Source organism: Nocardioides aquaticus, from assembly GCF_018459925.1.
GTDB classification, from domain to species: Bacteria; Actinomycetota; Actinomycetes; order Propionibacteriales; family Nocardioidaceae; genus Nocardioides; species Nocardioides aquaticus.
Genome location: NZ_CP075371.1, coordinates 2,795,574 through 2,810,777 on the forward strand (window position 1 = coordinate 2,795,574; position 15,204 = coordinate 2,810,777).

General features: G+C 75.8%; 13 protein-coding genes. All 13 read right to left on the reverse strand.

The features are described from left to right. Positions 1-57: 57 nt before the first annotated feature. The 13 genes from ENKNEFLB_RS13585 to carA all read right to left on the reverse strand — a co-directional run bounded on the left by ENKNEFLB_RS13585 (position 58) and on the right by carA (position 14,956). Entirely contained in the window at positions 58-2,058 is a 2,001-nt protein-coding gene (locus ENKNEFLB_RS13585) for a primosomal protein N' family DNA-binding protein (protein ID WP_246535545.1), read from the reverse strand. 164 nt (positions 2,059-2,222) lie between these two features. Further along, positions 2,223-3,413: a methionine adenosyltransferase gene (metK, locus tag ENKNEFLB_RS13590; RefSeq protein ID WP_214055902.1), complete on the reverse strand. Its 1,191-nt coding sequence runs from the start codon at positions 3,411-3,413 to the stop codon at positions 2,223-2,225. A 241-nt stretch (positions 3,414-3,654) separates the two neighbouring features. Beyond that, entirely contained in the window at positions 3,655-4,887 is a 1,233-nt protein-coding gene (gene coaBC, locus ENKNEFLB_RS13595) for a bifunctional phosphopantothenoylcysteine decarboxylase/phosphopantothenate--cysteine ligase CoaBC (protein WP_214055903.1), read from the reverse strand. A gap of 50 nt (positions 4,888-4,937) precedes the next feature. Continuing rightward, on the reverse strand, positions 4,938-5,273 hold the full coding sequence (gene rpoZ / locus ENKNEFLB_RS13600) for a DNA-directed RNA polymerase subunit omega (RefSeq protein ID WP_160008011.1): 336 nt from the start codon (positions 5,271-5,273) through the stop codon (positions 4,938-4,940). Between the two features lie 79 nt (positions 5,274-5,352). Next, a complete protein-coding gene (gmk, locus tag ENKNEFLB_RS13605) occupies positions 5,353-5,940 on the reverse strand; it encodes a guanylate kinase (RefSeq protein WP_214055904.1) in 588 nt (195 codons plus the stop codon). Next, positions 5,933-6,130, reverse strand: coding sequence for an integration host factor, actinobacterial type (gene mihF, locus ENKNEFLB_RS23275; RefSeq protein WP_275955894.1), 198 nt, complete (start codon positions 6,128-6,130; stop codon positions 5,933-5,935). Before mihF ends, gmk begins: the two co-directional genes overlap by 8 nt. 235 nt (positions 6,131-6,365) lie before the next feature. Further along, complete coding sequence (locus ENKNEFLB_RS13615) at positions 6,366-6,587, reverse strand: hypothetical protein (RefSeq protein ID WP_214055905.1); 222 nt, start codon at positions 6,585-6,587, stop codon at positions 6,366-6,368. Between the two features lie 250 nt (positions 6,588-6,837). Next, positions 6,838-7,767: an orotidine-5'-phosphate decarboxylase gene (gene pyrF, locus ENKNEFLB_RS13620; RefSeq protein ID WP_214055906.1), complete on the reverse strand. Its 930-nt coding sequence runs from the start codon at positions 7,765-7,767 to the stop codon at positions 6,838-6,840. Beyond that, complete coding sequence (locus tag ENKNEFLB_RS13625) at positions 7,764-8,630, reverse strand: beta/alpha barrel domain-containing protein (protein WP_214055907.1); 867 nt, start codon at positions 8,628-8,630, stop codon at positions 7,764-7,766. Before ENKNEFLB_RS13625 ends, pyrF begins: the two co-directional genes overlap by 4 nt. Continuing rightward, entirely contained in the window at positions 8,627-9,454 is an 828-nt protein-coding gene (locus tag ENKNEFLB_RS13630; RefSeq protein WP_214055908.1) for an iron-sulfur cluster-binding protein, read from the reverse strand. The genes ENKNEFLB_RS13625 and ENKNEFLB_RS13630 overlap by 4 nt, the downstream gene beginning before the upstream one ends. Next, entirely contained in the window at positions 9,451-10,503 is a 1,053-nt protein-coding gene (locus ENKNEFLB_RS13635) for a quinone-dependent dihydroorotate dehydrogenase (protein WP_214055909.1), read from the reverse strand. The genes ENKNEFLB_RS13630 and ENKNEFLB_RS13635 overlap by 4 nt, the downstream gene beginning before the upstream one ends. Beyond that, the gene (gene carB, locus ENKNEFLB_RS13640; RefSeq protein ID WP_214055910.1) at positions 10,500-13,811 is read right to left on the reverse strand and encodes a carbamoyl-phosphate synthase large subunit; all 3,312 of its coding nucleotides are present in this window, start codon (positions 13,809-13,811) and stop codon (positions 10,500-10,502) included. The genes ENKNEFLB_RS13635 and carB overlap by 4 nt, the downstream gene beginning before the upstream one ends. Continuing rightward, entirely contained in the window at positions 13,811-14,956 is a 1,146-nt protein-coding gene (gene carA / locus ENKNEFLB_RS13645) for a glutamine-hydrolyzing carbamoyl-phosphate synthase small subunit (protein ID WP_214059486.1), read from the reverse strand. Before carA ends, carB begins: the two co-directional genes overlap by 1 nt. Positions 14,957-15,204 lie beyond the last annotated feature (248 nt).

Sequence of the window (15,204 nt, forward strand, 5' to 3'; positions counted from 1 at the left end):
CGCCGGTGCCCGTCGGTGTCCCCGTCGGTATCCCCGTCGGTGTGCCCGTCGGCGGGCTCAGAGCGTCGGGGGGTCGACCTGGACGCGGACGGGGTCGAGCTTGCGGGCGGACCGGACCCGCTGGAGCTCCCCCAGCGCGCGGGACAGGGCGACCCCCTCGCCCCGCGGCACCCGGACGACCACGCGCTCCCGGCCGTCGGCGACCGGGGCCGGGCCGAGGACCTCGGCCGAGCCCGGCGGGGCGAGCAGGGTCAGCGCGTCGTCGAGCGCTCCGGGCTCGGCGGTGAGGCTGGCCAGCCGGGAGGACGGGGGCAGGTGGGCCTCGCGGCGCTGGTCCACCTCCCGCTCGGCGTGGCCGGGCTGGTCCCAGCGCACCAGCGCCTGCACGGCCGGGTGGGCGGGGTCGGCGACCACGACAGCGCGGGCACCCGGGCGGGCCAGGGCCACCGCGTTGCTCCAGCGGCGCAGCGCCTCCTCCTCGGCGCGCAGGTCGACGCGGTCCAGGAGCAGCCACGCGTCGAGGAGCAGCACCGCGGCGTAGCCGCCCTCGGCGACCGGTTCGGCGCCGGGCGTGGCGACCACGACCTGGGGGGTCGCGTCGACGTGGGCCAGGACGCGGTCACCGGCCGAGGTGCGCACCCGGGCCCGCGGGAAGGCCCGGCCGAGCTCCTCGGCGGTGCGGACGTCGCCGACGACCGGGGCCCGCAGGCCGTGCCCGCCGCACTCCGGGCAGGTCCACGCCTGCGCCGGGGTCGCGCACCAGCGGCAGACCGGCGGCTCGAGCGGGCCCACCAGCGCCAGCGGGCCGGTGCACCGCGGGCAGCGGCACGGGGTGCGGCAGCGGTCGCAGGCCAGCGCGGCGGCGTACCCCCGGCGCGGCGTCTGCACCAGGACGGGGCCCTGCTCCAGGCCGGCGCGGAGCACGGCGTGGGCGGCTGCGGGCACCCGCGCGCCGCGCCCGTGCGGGTCGCGCTCCCGGGCGAGGTCGGTGGCGCCGGCCACCTCGACGCGCACCCGGTCGCGCACGGTCGCCCGGGTGGCGCGCAGCGGCCGCGCCCACCCGGTGCGCAGCAGGTACGCCGCCTCGGCCGTGGCGCCGAACCCGCCGACCAGCGCTGCGGTCCCCTCCCGGGCGGCGCGCAGCAGCAGCACCTCGCGGGCGTGGGGGTAGGGCGCGCGCGGCTCGGCCAGCAGGTCGTCGCCGTCGTCCCACACCGCCACCAGCCCCAGGTCGTGCACCGGCGCCAGGGCCGCGGCGCGGGTGCCGACCACGACCCGGCGCACCCCGCGGGAGACGGCCAGGAAGTCACGGTAGCGCGCGGCCGGGCCGGCCTCGGCGGTCAGCGCGACGTGGTGGCCGGGGCCCAGCACGTCCTCCAGCGCGGCCGAGACCCGCGCGACGTCGCGCCCGTCGGGCACGCAGAGCAGGGACCCCCGGCCGCCGGCCAGGGTGGCCGCGGCGGCGTGGGCCAGCGAGCGCGGCCAGTCGGTGCCGGGGGCCGGGTGCCAGGCGGCGCGGGGGGCGCCGCCCTCGCGCAGGTGGCGCAGGAACGCCTCCCCCGTGTCGTGGTCGGCCCAGGCCGCAGCGGCCGCCTGGGCGTCCCAGCGGGCCGGCTCGGCCGCGGGGACGGTGGGCTGCTTCTCGGCCGCCGCGTGGCGCGGTGGGACCGCGAGGCGGAGCACGTCGGCGCGGGTGCCGGCGTACCGCTCGGCGACCTCGGCGGCCAGCCCGGCCACGACCGGTGAGAGCACCGGCTCCGCCCCGACGACGCGGCGCAGCGGGGTCAGCGTCCCGCCGTGGGCCGAGCTCGCCGTCCGCTCCAGGACGTAACCGTCGGCCTCGTGCCCAGCGAAGCGGACCTTGACCCGCACGCCCGGACGGGCGGCCTCGGACATCGACGCCGGCACCGAGTAGTCGAAGTCGCGGTCGAGGTGGGCCAGCGGGGCGTCGACGAGGACGCGGGCCACCGGGTCGACCTCGGCGGTGGCCGCCGCGGCGGCCTTGCGGGCCCGGGTCTCGCGGGCGCGGGCCTGGGAGACGCGGACCTCCTGGCGCACCAGGCCGGGCAGCAGCTCGGGGTCGGGACCGGCGTCACCGGTCCCCCGCTCGAGCTGCTGCCGCGTGCTGCCATGTCCCGGTGTCTACCAGCCCGCGGCGACAGGCCGCGGGCCGGCAGACGGGCCGGTGGACGGGCCGGTGGACGGCCCGGGGGTGGGCAGGATCAGGCGCCGACGGCCGCGCGCAGGGCGTCGGCGCGGTCGGTGCGCTCCCAGGTGAAGTCCTCGTGCTCGCGGCCGAAGTGGCCGTACGCCGCGGTGCGGGCGTAGATCGGGCGCAGCAGGTCGAGGTCCTGCACGATGGCGGCCGGGCGCAGGTCGAAGACGTCGAGCACGGCGGCCTGGATCTTCTCGTCGGGCACGGTGCCGGTGCCGAAGGTCTCGATGAAGACCCCGACCGGCTGCGCCTTGCCGATGGCGTAGGCGACCTGGGCCTCGCAACGACGGGCCAGACCCGCGGCCACGACGTTCTTGGCCACCCAGCGCATGGCGTAGGCCGCCGAGCGGTCGACCTTCGAGGGGTCCTTGCCGGAGAACGCGCCGCCGCCGTGGCGGGCCATCCCGCCGTAGGTGTCGACGATGATCTTGCGGCCGGTCAGGCCGGCGTCGCCCATCGGGCCACCGACCACGAAGCGCCCGGTCGGGTTGACCAGCAGCCGGTAGTCGGCCGAGGGGATGTCGAACTGCGCGAGCACGTGGTCGATGACGTGCTTCTTGATCTCGGGCTCGAGGGTGTCCAGCTCGACCTCCTCGGCGTGCTGGGTCGACAGCACGACGGTGTCGACGCGGACCGGGCGGTTGTCGGCGTCGTACTCGATCGTGACCTGGGTCTTGCCGTCGGGGCGCAGGTAGGGCAGCGTCCCGTCCTTGCGCACGGCCGAGAGCCGCTCCGAGAGCGTCTGCGCGATCTTGATCGGCAGCGGCATCAGCTCGGCGGTGTCGTCGCAGGCGTAGCCGAACATCAGGCCCTGGTCGCCGGCGCCCTGCTTGTCCATGGCGTCGACGGAGCCCGTACGGGACTCGTGGCCGGTGTCGACGCCCTGGGCGATGTCACCGGACTGGCCGCCGATCGCGACCATGACGCCGCAGCTCTCGCCGTCGAAGCCCTTGTCGGAGTGGTCGTAGCCGATCTCGAGGATCCGGTCGCGCACGACCTGCTTGATGTCGACGTAGCCGGTGGTGGTCACCTCGCCCGCGACCACGACCAGGCCGGTGGTCAGCAGGGTCTCGACCGCGACCCGGCTGTGCGGGTCCTGGGCGAGCATGGCGTCGAGGATCGAGTCGCTGATCTGGTCGGCGATCTTGTCCGGGTGACCCTCGGTGACCGATTCAGAGGTGAAGAGACGTCCAGGCACTGTTGCTCCGTTCGGGCAGGTTCATAGACACGACCGGGGTGCTCCCGGACGGGGGAAGGCTAGACCCGCCGCGCGGGCGATCCCGAATCGCGGGACGCTCGTCCCGGTCCGTGGTCAGCCACGCCGCGGCGTCCCGGCGTCCGGGTGGCGTCCGGGTGGCGTACCGGCGGGCGCGCTGTCACGCTCTGTTACTCCGTCTGGTGCACCGTCACGACGCCGCACCAGGTGAGGTAACACAGCGTTACAGCTGGCGGGCGGGCGCGTCGGCGGCGGGCGGGGCTGCGAGCCGGAGCGCGACCTGGTCCCACACCACGTGGGCCAGCGCCGACTTCGGTCCGCGGGGCACGTCGACCTCGGCGCCGTCGGCGGCGAGCACGACGGCCTGGTTGTCGGCCTGGCCGAAGACCGCTCCCCCGCTGACGTCGTTGACCACGAGCAGGTCGCACCCCTTGCGGGCGAGCTTGGCGCGGGCCAGGTCGAGCACGCCCGTGGCGTCGTCGCCGGTCTCGGCGGCGAAGCCGACCAGCACCTCGCCGGCGCGTCGGGTCTCGGCCAGCTCGCGCAGGACGTCGGGGTTCTGGGTCAGCTCCAGGACCGGCGCGGAGCCGTCGGCGGCCTTCTTGATCTTGTGCTGCTCCTCCCCGACCGGGCGGAAGTCGGCGGGGGCGGCGGCCATCACCACGGCGTCGGCGCCGTCGCGGGCGGCGAGCACGGCCGCGCGCAGCTCGGCGGTGGTCTCGACGTGGACCACCGAGACGCCGGCCGGGTCCGGCAGGGCGGTGTTGGCGGCGACCAGGCGGACCCGGGCGCCCCGGGCCGCGGCGGCGCGGGCCAGGGCGTAGCCCTGCAGGCCCGACGAGCGGTTGCCGAGGAACCGGACCGGGTCGATGCGCTCGCGGGTGCCGCCGGCCGACACCACGACGGTACGCCCGGCGAGGTCCGGGGCGGCGACCCCGCGGGCCAACACCTCGAGGGCGACGGCGGCGATCTCGGCCGGGTCGGGCAGGCGTCCCTTCCCGGTGTCGGCGCCGGTCAGCCGGCCCTCGGCGGGCTCGACGACGACCACCCCGCGCGAGCGGAGCGTGGCGACGTTGGCGCGGGTGGCGGGGTGCTCCCACATCTCGGTGTGCATCGCCGGGGCGAGCACGACCGGGCAGCGCGCGGTCAGCAGGGTGTTGGTGAGCAGGTCGTCGGCCAGGCCGTGCGCGGCCCGGGCGAGCAGGTCGGCGGTGGCCGGGGCCACGACGACGAGGTCGGCCTGCTGGCCGAGCCGCACGTGGGGCACCTCGTGCACGCCGGACCACACGTCGGAGGCGACCGGGCGCCCGGAGAGCGCGGCCCAGGTGGGCGCGCCGACGAACTCCAGCGCCGCGGCGGTCGGCACGACGGTGACGTCGTGGCCCGTCTCGGTCAGGCGGCGCAGCAGCTCGCAGGCCTTGTAGGCCGCGATCCCGCCGGCCACGCCGAGGACCACCCGGGGGGCCGTCGACCCCGACGGGGTCGACGGCGCGGCGCTGGTCAGGATCAGCCGTTCTGCGCGGTGGCCGCGGCGTCGGCCTGCGCCTGGGCGGCGGCGGCCTCCTCGGCGGCGAGCTCGGCGGGGTCGACCGCCTCGCAGGTCAGCAGGTCGCCGTCGATCTCGCGGAGCGCGATCGAGAGCGGCTTCTCCTGGACGTGGGTCTCGACGAGCGGGCCGACGTACTCCAGCAGGCCCTCGCCGAGCTGGGAGTAGTAGGCGTTGATCTGCCGGGCGCGCTTGGCGCTGTAGAGCACCAGCTGGTACTTGCTGTCGGTCTTGGTCAGCAGGTCGTCGATGGGCGGGTTGGTGACACCCTCGGCGCCGATGTTGGGGCTGGACACGCGTTGGCCTCGCTTGGGTCGGGGGCGGTGGGGCGGGCTCCGGGGGCGGATCCGGTCGGGATCCGGCCGGGCGCGCCGCTCAGGCGGGGGTGGGCCCGCTCATCAAGGCTACCAACTCGTCCGCCGCAGCGTGAATCTCACGGTTGACGACGGTGACGTCGAACTCCGACTCGGCGGCCAGCTCGTCGCGGGCCGTGGCCAGCCGGCGCTCGCGCTCGGCCTCGGTCTCGGTCCCCCGGCCGACCAGGCGGCGGACGAGCTCCTCCCAGGACGGCGGCTTGAGGAAGACGAACAGCGCCTCGGCCATGGTGCGGCGCACCTGGCGCGCGCCCTGCAGGTCGATCTCCAACAGGGCCGACCGGCCGGCGGCCAGGGCGTCCTCGACCGGGCCGCGCGGGGTGCCGTACCGGTGGGTGCCGTGCACGACGGCCCACTCCAGCAGGTCGCCGCGCGCGATCATCGCGTCGAACTCCTCGGGCGTGACGAACCAGTAGTGCTCGCCGTGCCGCTCGCCGGGGCGTGGCGCCCGCGTGGTGGCCGAGATCGAGATCCAGACCTCGGGGTGGCGCTCGCGCACGGCGGCGGCCACGGTGCCCTTGCCGACCGCCGTCGGCCCGGCCAGCACGACCAGCCGGCTGCGGGACCCCGACGGGTCCCGGTCACTCACCCGCGGCGAACTCGCGCTGCAGCGCGGCGACCTGCTTGGTGCCGAGCCCGCGGACGCGGCGGGACTCGGCGATGCCGAGGCGCTCCATGGTCTGACGGGCCCGGACCTTGCCCAGGCCGGGCATCGACTGCAGGAGGTCGACGACCTTCATCTTGCCGATGACCTCGTTGCTCTGGCCCTGGGCGAGCACGTCCGAGATGGAGGCCCCGAGTTCTTCAGACGGTTCTTGACCTCGGCGCGCTCCCGGCGGGAGGCCGCCGCCTTCGCGAGGGCGGCTTGGCGCTGTTCGGGCGTGAGCGGGGGCAGAGCCACTGCAGATCCTTTTCGTCGGTCCGGCGGTGGGGACACACCACCGTCCGGTGCAATCTAGTCAGACCCGCCCCGGTCGGCAATCGGGACCCCGGGCCCGAGGGCCCTGGAGAGTCCTACAGGGTGAGCGAGGTGCCGCAGACGTCGCGGGCCTGCTGCTGCACGGCCTCGAGGGCGCGGACCATCTCCGGGGTGGCCAGCTGGCGGGCGGCGGACTCGACGGCGGTCCGGTCGTCCTCGCCGAGGTCGTCGGCCTGCTCCTCGGCGTCGTACGTCGCGGGGTCGACGCCGGCCTGCGCCAGCGCGTCGTCGAGGGCGGTGAGGCGGCCCACCACCACGTCCCAGTCGTCGCGCAGGTCGGTCGGCGAGGCCCCCTGCAGCTCCTCGAAGGCCGGCAGCGCCTCCAGCAGCGCGGTGGGGCCCCCGCGTCCGCGACGTCGCTCAGCGGCTGTCGCTGGTCCTCGACCTCGGCGCAGTACTCCTCCACGGGGTCCCCGGAGCAGGCGGCGAGCAGCCCGGGACCGAGCACGACCCCCGCCAGCGCCCCCGCGACCCGGCGCCTCGTGCGGCGGCCCGTACGGCGGCTCGTCACGCGTCGGCCCCGTCGGCGAGCGCGTCGGCGAGCTCGTCGTTGCCGCGGCGGACCGCGTCGCGCAGCGCGACGGGGTCGGGGCCGTGCCGCAGCAGGTCGCGGGAGGTGGAGGCCAGCACGGCGTGCGCGGAGGCGCCGAAGATCCGGCGCAGGTCGGCGGGCGTCCCGCCCTGGGCGCCGTAGCCGGGGGCCAGCACCGGGCCGTTGAAGGCGAGGTCCTCGGTGGTCTCGCCGATGGTGGCGCCGACGACCGCACCGAAGGAGCCGAGCGGCTGCACGCCGGCGTTGAGGGCGCGCAGGTGGTCGAGCACGACCCCGGCGACGCTGCGCCCGTCGGGGGCGCCGGGCTCGGGGCCGACGGCCCGGGCGTGCTGCACCTCCGGGCCCTCCTTGTTGGAGGTCAGCGCGAGCACGAAGACGCCCGCGCAGTGCCGGCGGGCGCTCTCGATCATCGGGTCGAGGGAGCCGAAGCCGAGGTAGGGGCTGGCGGTGATCGCGTCGGCGGCCAGCGGCGAGGCCGGGTCGAGGTAGGCGTCGGCGTAGGCCTGGGAGGTCGAGCCGATGTCGCCGCGCTTGACGTCGAGCAGGACCAGCGCGCCGGCCTCGCGGGCGGTCGCGACGACGCGCTCCAGGACGGCGACGCCGCGGCTGCCGAAGCGCTCGTAGAACGCCGACTGCGGCTTGACCACCGACGCCTCGCCGGCCACCGCCTCGACCGCGGTCATCGCGAAGCGCTCCAGGCCGCCCACGTCGTCGGGCAGGCCCCACTCGGCCAGCAGCCCGGCGTGCGGGTCGATGCCGGCGCAGAGCTGGCCGCGGTCGGCGAGCGCGGCGTGCAGCCGGGCACCGAAGGACGTGGGGGCACCGGCCGGCCCACCGGTCTGGGCGCCGGTCTCGTCGCCTGTCTGGGGGCGGGTCGTGGTCATCGGGTCTCCTCGCGCAGCGCGGCGGCCAGGCGGGCGGCCGTGGTGGGGTCGTGCAGCAGGGCGGTGCCGACGCCGACGGCCCGGGCCCCGGCGTCCAGGAACGCCCGGACGTCCGTGGGCGTCGCGACGCCCCCGACGCCGACGACGTCGACGTGGGGCAGCGCGGCCACGACCCGGCGCACGCAGGCCAGCGCGACCGGGCGGACGGCGGGCCCGCCCAGCCCCCCGGCGCGGCCGTCCGGCAGCACCGCGGACAGCCCGTCGCCGACGACCACGGCGCCGGCGCCGGCGTCGACGCAGGCCCGGGCGACGGCCACGACGCGGTCGGGGTCGTTGCGCACCTTGGCCCAGACCGGCAGGCCGGGGGGCAGCTCGCGCGCGACCGCGCCGACCATGCCCGCGGCCTGGTGCGGCTCGAGGGCGGCGAACAGGTCCTCCTCGTCGGGGTCCTCGGCGTGGCCGCCGGGCGGGGCCAGCGCGAGCTCCACGGCGCTCACCCCCGGGGCACGGGCCAGCCGGCGGGCCAGCGCGGAGGCGTCGGCGGCCGAGGTGACCGCGAGCGAGACGACCACGCGGACGTCCTGGGCGACCAGGCCGGGCAGCTCGGTGGCCAGGAAGTGGTCGAGCCCCGGGTTCGGCAGCCCCGTGGCGTGGACCAGCCCCGAGGGGCTCTCCACGACGCGTCCGGCGGGCGCGCCGGGCCGGGGGTCGGAGGTGACGGTGCGGGTGGTGAAGGCGCCCAGGTCGGCCAGGGGCGCGTACGCGGCCAGCTCGCGCCCGGTGCCGCCGCAGCCGGCCGCCACCAGCACCGGCGAGCGCAGCCGGAGCCCGGCCACCTGCACCTCGGTGCCCGCGCCGCTCACAGGTCGGCCCACCGGACGCGGTCGCCGCGCAGGACCGGGCCGTCGACGCAGGCGCGGGCCGACCGGGGGGTCCCGGCCTCCCCCACCACCGGGACCTGGCAGCCGAAGCACAGGCCGGTGGCGCACGGCGACGGCACCTCGAGCGCGACCTGGCTCCAGGCGCCGTGGTCCTCCGCGGCGGCGGCGACGGCGTGCAGCAGCGCGGTGGGGCCGGCGGCGTAGACGACCTCGGCGCCGCTGGAGGCCAGCGCCTCGGGCAGCGCGTCGGCGGTGCGTCCGGCCCGGCCCACGGAGCCGTCGGCGGTCACCACGGTGACGGCCCGCGCCGTGCGGCGGGCCTCCAGGGCCGACATCAGGTGCGCCTCGTCGCGGGCCCCGAGCAGCAGGGTCACCGCGCAGCCGCGCTCCCGCAGGCGCAGGGCGAGCGGGAAGATCGGCGCGGCGGCGTACTCCTCGGCCACCAGCAGGCAGGCCACCGGCTCCTGCGGGAGCGCGAACGGCCTGCCGAGGGGCCCGGTGAGCTCGAGGGGGGTGCCGACCGGCGCCTCGGCCAGCCACCGCGACCCGGCGCCGCGCGGCTCCACGACCAGGCCGACGGCGAGGCCGCGGCCGCCGACCGGCTTGACCTCGTGGATCCAGTAGCTGCGTCGTGCCAGCCGGCTGCGGGAGACCGGGTGCCCCACCGACACCGCCACGGCCGTGCCGGGACGGAAGCGCTCCCCGATGCCGGGGGCCAGCACGCTGAGGTGGACCAGCCCGCCGCTGGCCCGGGAGGCGAGCAGCTCGCCGCCCACGTGGACCGGTCGTCGGTCGGTGCTGCTCACGCCCCCAAGCCTCGCACGACACGGCGCGCCCAGGCGGGACCCTCGTAGACGAACGCGGTGTAGGCCTGCAGGAGGTCGGCGCCGGCGGCCAGCCGCTCGCGCGCGTCGGCGGCGGTGGTGATCCCGCCGACCCCCACCAGCACCGGACCGGGACCGAGCCGTCCGCGCAGCAGCCGGGTGACCTCGAGCGCGCGGGCGGCCACCGGGGGCCCGGAGAGGCCGCCGGCGCCGGCCGCCTCGACGGTCGCGGCGGCGGTACGCAGGCCCGTGCGCCCCGTGGTGGTGTTGGTGGCCACGACCCCGTCCACGCCGTCGTCGCCGCGGACCAGGTCGGCCACGGCGAGGACGTCGTCGTCGGCGAGGTCGGGGGCGATCTTGACCAGCAGCGGCACCCGGCCCAGCCCGGCGGCGTGGCGGACCTCGTCGGCGCTGCGCCGCACCTGCGCCAGCAGCGGCTCGAGCCGCTCGACGGCCTGCAGCGTTCGCAGGCCCGGGGTGTTGGGCGAGGACACGTTGACCACCAGGTAGTCCGCGTGCGGCGCCAGCAGCCGGGTGCTGGTGTCGTGGTCGGCCGCGACGGCCGCCGCGTCGTCCTCCGGCACGACCTTGGACTTGCCGAGGTTGACCCCGAGCACCGGCGAGCCGGGCCCCGGACGGCGGGCGGCCAGGCGGGCCGCGACGGCCGTGGCGCCGGCGTTGTTGAACCCCATCCGGTTGACCACGGCGCGGTCCTCGGTGAGGCGGAACAGCCGCGGGCGCGCGTTGCCCGGCTGCGGCAGCGCGGTGACGGTGCCGACCTCGACGAAGGAGAAGCCGAGCGCGCCGAGCGCCTCGACCCCGCGGGCGTCCTTGTCGAAGCCGGCGGCGAGCCCGAGGGGGTGGGCGAAGCGCAGCCCCATCGCGTCCACCGGGCCGACGCCGGCCGGCACCCGTACGGGCCGTCGGCGCAGGACCGGTCCCCCGGCGCGGACGGCGGCGAAGCCGAGGTGGTGCGCCCGCTCGGGGTCGACGCGGGTCAGGGCGCGGTCGAAGAGCAGGCGGTAGGTCACCGGCCCGCCCGGTCCCGGGCCCAGTCCTGCAGGCTGCGCACGCCGATGTCGCCGCGCCGCATCGCCTCGATCCCCTGGACCGCGGCGCCGAGGCCCTGCACGGTGGTGATGCAGGGGACGTTGGCCATCACCGCCGCGGTGCGGATCTCGTACCCGTCGAGGCGGGCCTGCCCGCCGGTGCCCGCGCCGTACGGGGTGTTCACGATCAGCTGGATCTCGCCGTCGCGGATCAGGTCGACCGTGGTCTTCTCCCCGTCCGGGCCGACGCCCTCGAAGTGCTTGCGCACCACCCGGGTCGCCACGCCGTTGCGGCGCAGCACCTCGGCGGTGCCCTGGGTGGCGAGGATCTGGAAGCCGAGGTCGGCCAGCACCTTGACCGGGAAGATCATCGAGCGCTTGTCGCGGTTGGCCATCGAGACGAAGACGCTGCCCGCGGTGGGCAGCGGGCCGAACGCCGCGGTCTGGGACTTGGCGAAGGCGGTGCCGAAGTCGGCGTCGAGGCCCATCACCTCGCCGGTCGACTTCATCTCGGGGCCGAGCACGGTGTCGACCTGGGCGCCGTCGGGGGTGCGGAACCGGTTGAACGGCATCACCGCCTCCTTGACCGCGATCGGCTGGTCCGGCGGCAGGCTGCCGCCGTCGCCGGTGGCCGGCAGGACGCCGGCGGCGCGCAGGTCCGCCACGCTCTCCCCGAGCATCACCCGGGCCGCGGCCTTGGCCAGCGGGGTCGCGGTCGCCTTGGAGACGAACGGGACGGTACGGCTGGCGCGCGGGTTGGCCTCGAGCACGTAGAGGATGTCGGAGCCCAGGGCGAACTGGATGTTGAGCAGCCCAAGCACCCCCACCCCACGGGCGATCGCCTCGGTGGCCTCGCGGATCCGGGCCACCTCGCGCTCGCCGAGCGTGATCGGCGGCAGCGCGCAGGAGGAGTCGCCGGAGTGGATGCCGGCCTCCTCGATGTGCTCCATCACGCCGCCGAGGAAGAGCTCGTCGCCGTCGAAGATCGCGTCGACGTCGATCTCGACGGCGTCGTCGAGGAACCGGTCGACCAGCACGGGCGCCTCGCGGCTGATCATGCCCTCGGCGACGTAGCGCTCCAGGTAGGTCTGCAGGGAGACGTCGTCGTAGACGATCTCCATCCCGCGCCCACCCAGGACGTAGGAGGGCCGCACCAGGACCGGGTAGCCGATCTCATGCGCGATCCGCTGCGCCTCGGGGTAGGAGGTCGCGGTGCCGTGCTTGGGCGCGGTCAGGCCGGCCTCGGCGAGCACCCGCCCGAAGGCGCCGCGCTCCTCGGCCAGGTCGATGGCGTCCGGCGACGTGCCGACGATCGGCACCCCGGCCGCGGCCAGGCCCTGCGCCAGGCCGAGCGGGGTCTGCCCGCCGAGCTGGCAGATCACCCCGGCGACCGGCCCCGCGGCCGTCTCGGCGTGCACGACCTCGAGCACGTCCTCGAGCGTGAGCGGCTCGAAGTAGAGCCGGTCGGAGGTGTCGTAGTCGGTCGAGACGGTCTCGGGGTTGCAGTTGACCATCACGGTGTCGTAGCCGACCTCGGACAGCGCCAGCGAGGCGTGCACGCAGGAGTAGTCGAACTCGATGCCCTGCCCGATCCGGTTCGGACCGGAGCCCAGGATGATCACCGCCGGCCGCTCGCGCGGGCCGACCTCGCTCTCCTCGTCGTAGGAGGAGTAGTGGTACGGCGTGGCCGCCGCGAACTCGGCCGCGCAGGTGTCCACGGTCTTGAACACCGGCCGGATGCCCAGCGCGTGGCGCACGCCGCGGACGACGTCGGGGGTCATCCCGCGGATCTTGCCGACCTGGACGTCGGAGAAGCCGTGCCGCTTGGCCCGGCGCAGCAGCGCCGGGGTCAGCTCGGGGGCGGCGGTGACCTCGGCGGCCACCTCGTTGATCAGCGCCAGCTGGTCCACGAACCACGGGTCGATGCCGGTGGCGTCGTGCACCTCCTCGACGCTCGCCCCGGCGCGCAGGGCGTCCATCACCACCTTCAGGCGGCCGTCGTGCGGGACGCCGGCGCGGGCCAGCAGCGCGGCCTTGTCGAGCTCGACCCACTCCTGGTGCCAGTCGAAGACGGCGTCCTTGGACTCCAGGCTGCGCAGCGCCTTCTGCAGCGCCTCGGTGAAGCTGCGCCCAATCGCCATCGCCTCCCCGACCGACTTCATGTGGGTGGTCAGCACCGGGTCGGCGCCGGGAAACTTCTCGAAGGCGAACCGCGGCACCTTGACCACCACGTAGTCGAGCGTCGGCTCGAAGCTGGCCGGGGTCTCGGCCGTGATGTCGTTGGTGATCTCGTCGAGGGTGTAGCCGATCGCGACCTTCGCCGCGATCTTCGCGATCGGGAAGCCGGTGGCCTTGGAGGCCAGCGCGCTGGACCGCGAGACGCGCGGGTTCATCTCGATCACGACCAGCCGGCCGTCGGCGGGGTTGACGGCGTACTGGATGTTGCAGCCGCCGGTGTCGACGCCGACCGAGCGGATGATCCCGATCGCGAGGTCGCGCATCTTCTGGTACTCGCGGTCGGTCAGCGTCATCGCCGGCGCCACGGTGATCGAGTCGCCGGTGTGCACGCCCATCGGGTCGACGTTCTCGATCGAGCAGACGATCACCACGTTGTCGGCGGTGTCGCGCATGACCTCGAGCTCGTACTCCTTCCAGCCGAGGATGGACTCCTCGAGGAGCACCTCGGTGGTGGGGCTGAGCGACAGGCCGGTGCCGGCGATCCGGTGCAGGTCGGCCTCGTCGTGGGCCATGCCCGACCCGGCGCCGCCCATGGTGAAGCTGGGCCGCACGACGACCGGGTAGCCGAGGTCCTCGACCGCGGCCAGGCAGTCGTCCATCGAGTGGCAGATCGCGCTCCGGGCGGACTCGCCGCCGAGGTCGTCGACGATCTTCTTGAACACGCTGCGGTTCTCGCCGCGGTCGATCGCCTCGATCGAGGCGCCGATCAGCTCGACGCCGTACTTCTCGAGCACCCCGGCGGCGTCGAGGGCCATCGCGGCGTTGAGCGCGGTCTGCCCGCCGAGGGTGGCCAGCAGCGCGTCGGGGCGCTCCTTGGCGATCACCTTCTCGACGTACTCCGCGGTGATCGGCTCGACGTAGGTGGCGTCGGCGAACTCGGGGTCGGTCATGATCGTGGCCGGGTTGGAGTTCACCAGGACCACGCGCAGGCCCTCCTCCTTGAGCACCCGGCAGGCCTGGGTGCCGGAGTAGTCGAACTCGCAGGCCTGGCCGATGACGATCGGCCCGGAGCCGATGACCATCACGCTGGCGATGTCGGTGCGCTTGGGCATCAGGCGTCCTTCCGCTCGGACATCAGGTCGCAGAACCGGTCGAAGAGGTACGCCGCGTCGTGCGGGCCGGCCGCGGCCTCGGGGTGGTACTGCACCGAGAACGCCCGCAGGTCGCCCTCGGGCGAGCGCAGCTCGAGGCCCTCGACCACGTCGTCGTTGAGGCACACGTGGCTGACCCGGGCCTCGCCGTACGGCGTGGTCACCGGCTCGTCGAGGCCGACCCCGTCGGGCCACGCGACCGCGAAGCCGTGGTTGTGCGCGGTGACCTCGACCTTGCCGGTGGTCCGGTCCATCACCGGCTGGTTGATCCCGCGGTGGCCGTAGGTGAGCTTGAAGGTGCCCAGTCCCAGGGCCCGGCCGAACAGCTGGTTGCCGAAGCAGATCCCGAAGTACGGCACCCCCTGCGCCAGCGCGGCCTGGAGCAGCGCGACCTGGTCGGTCGTCGCGGCCGGGTCGCCGGGCCCGTTGGAGAAGAACAGCCCGTCGGGGCCGTCGTCGCCGACGGCCAGGACGTCCTCGAGCGTGGCGGTGGCCGGCAGCACGTGGGTCTCGATGCCGCGCTCGGCCATCCGGCGCGGCGTCATGGTCTTGATCCCGAGGTCGATCGCGGCGACGGTCGCGCGCCTCTCGCCCCAGGGGCCCGGCTCGGCCGGCACGACGTACGCCTCGCGCGTGGAGACCTCGGCGGCCAGCTCGGTGCCGGCCATCGACTCCTGCTCGCGCACCCGCGCCAGCAGCCGGGCCGGGTCGGTCTCGACCGTGGAGATGCCGACGCGCATCGCGCCACGCTCGCGCAGGTGCCGCGTCAGCGCGCGGGTGTCGACGCCGCTGATGCCCACGACGCCCTGCTCGCTCAGCGCGTCGTCGAGGGTGCCGGTGGCCCGCCAGCTCGACGAGCGGCGGGCGGGGTCGCGCACGACGTAGCCCGCGACCCAGATCCGCCCGGACTCCACGTCCTCCTCGTTCACGCCGGTGTTGCCGACGTGCGGGGCGGTCATCACCACGACCTGGCGGTGGTACGACGGGTCGGTCAGCGTCTCCTGGTACCCGGTCATCCCGGTGTTGAAGACGGCCTCGCCGAAGGTCTCGCCCTCGGCGCCGTAGGCGTCGCCGTGGAAGGTGCGCCCGTCCTCCAGGACCAGCATCGCCGCGCGGGGCGGGGTCCGGACGGGGGTGGGCTGCGGGCCGGTCTGGGGGTCTGTCTGCGGGGTGGACGGGGAGTCCGCCGCGGGGGCATGCAGGGGCACGCCGTACCTCCTTCTCCGCCTCACGGGACGGATCGTTAAAGGATGTCGAGCGGGGCCGAGCCTAGCAGCGGGCGGGCCCCCCGCCGCGCCGCGTCCGCGCCGCGACCGCACCCCGTCCGGGCCGCCGGCGGGTCGCTGGCCGGTGG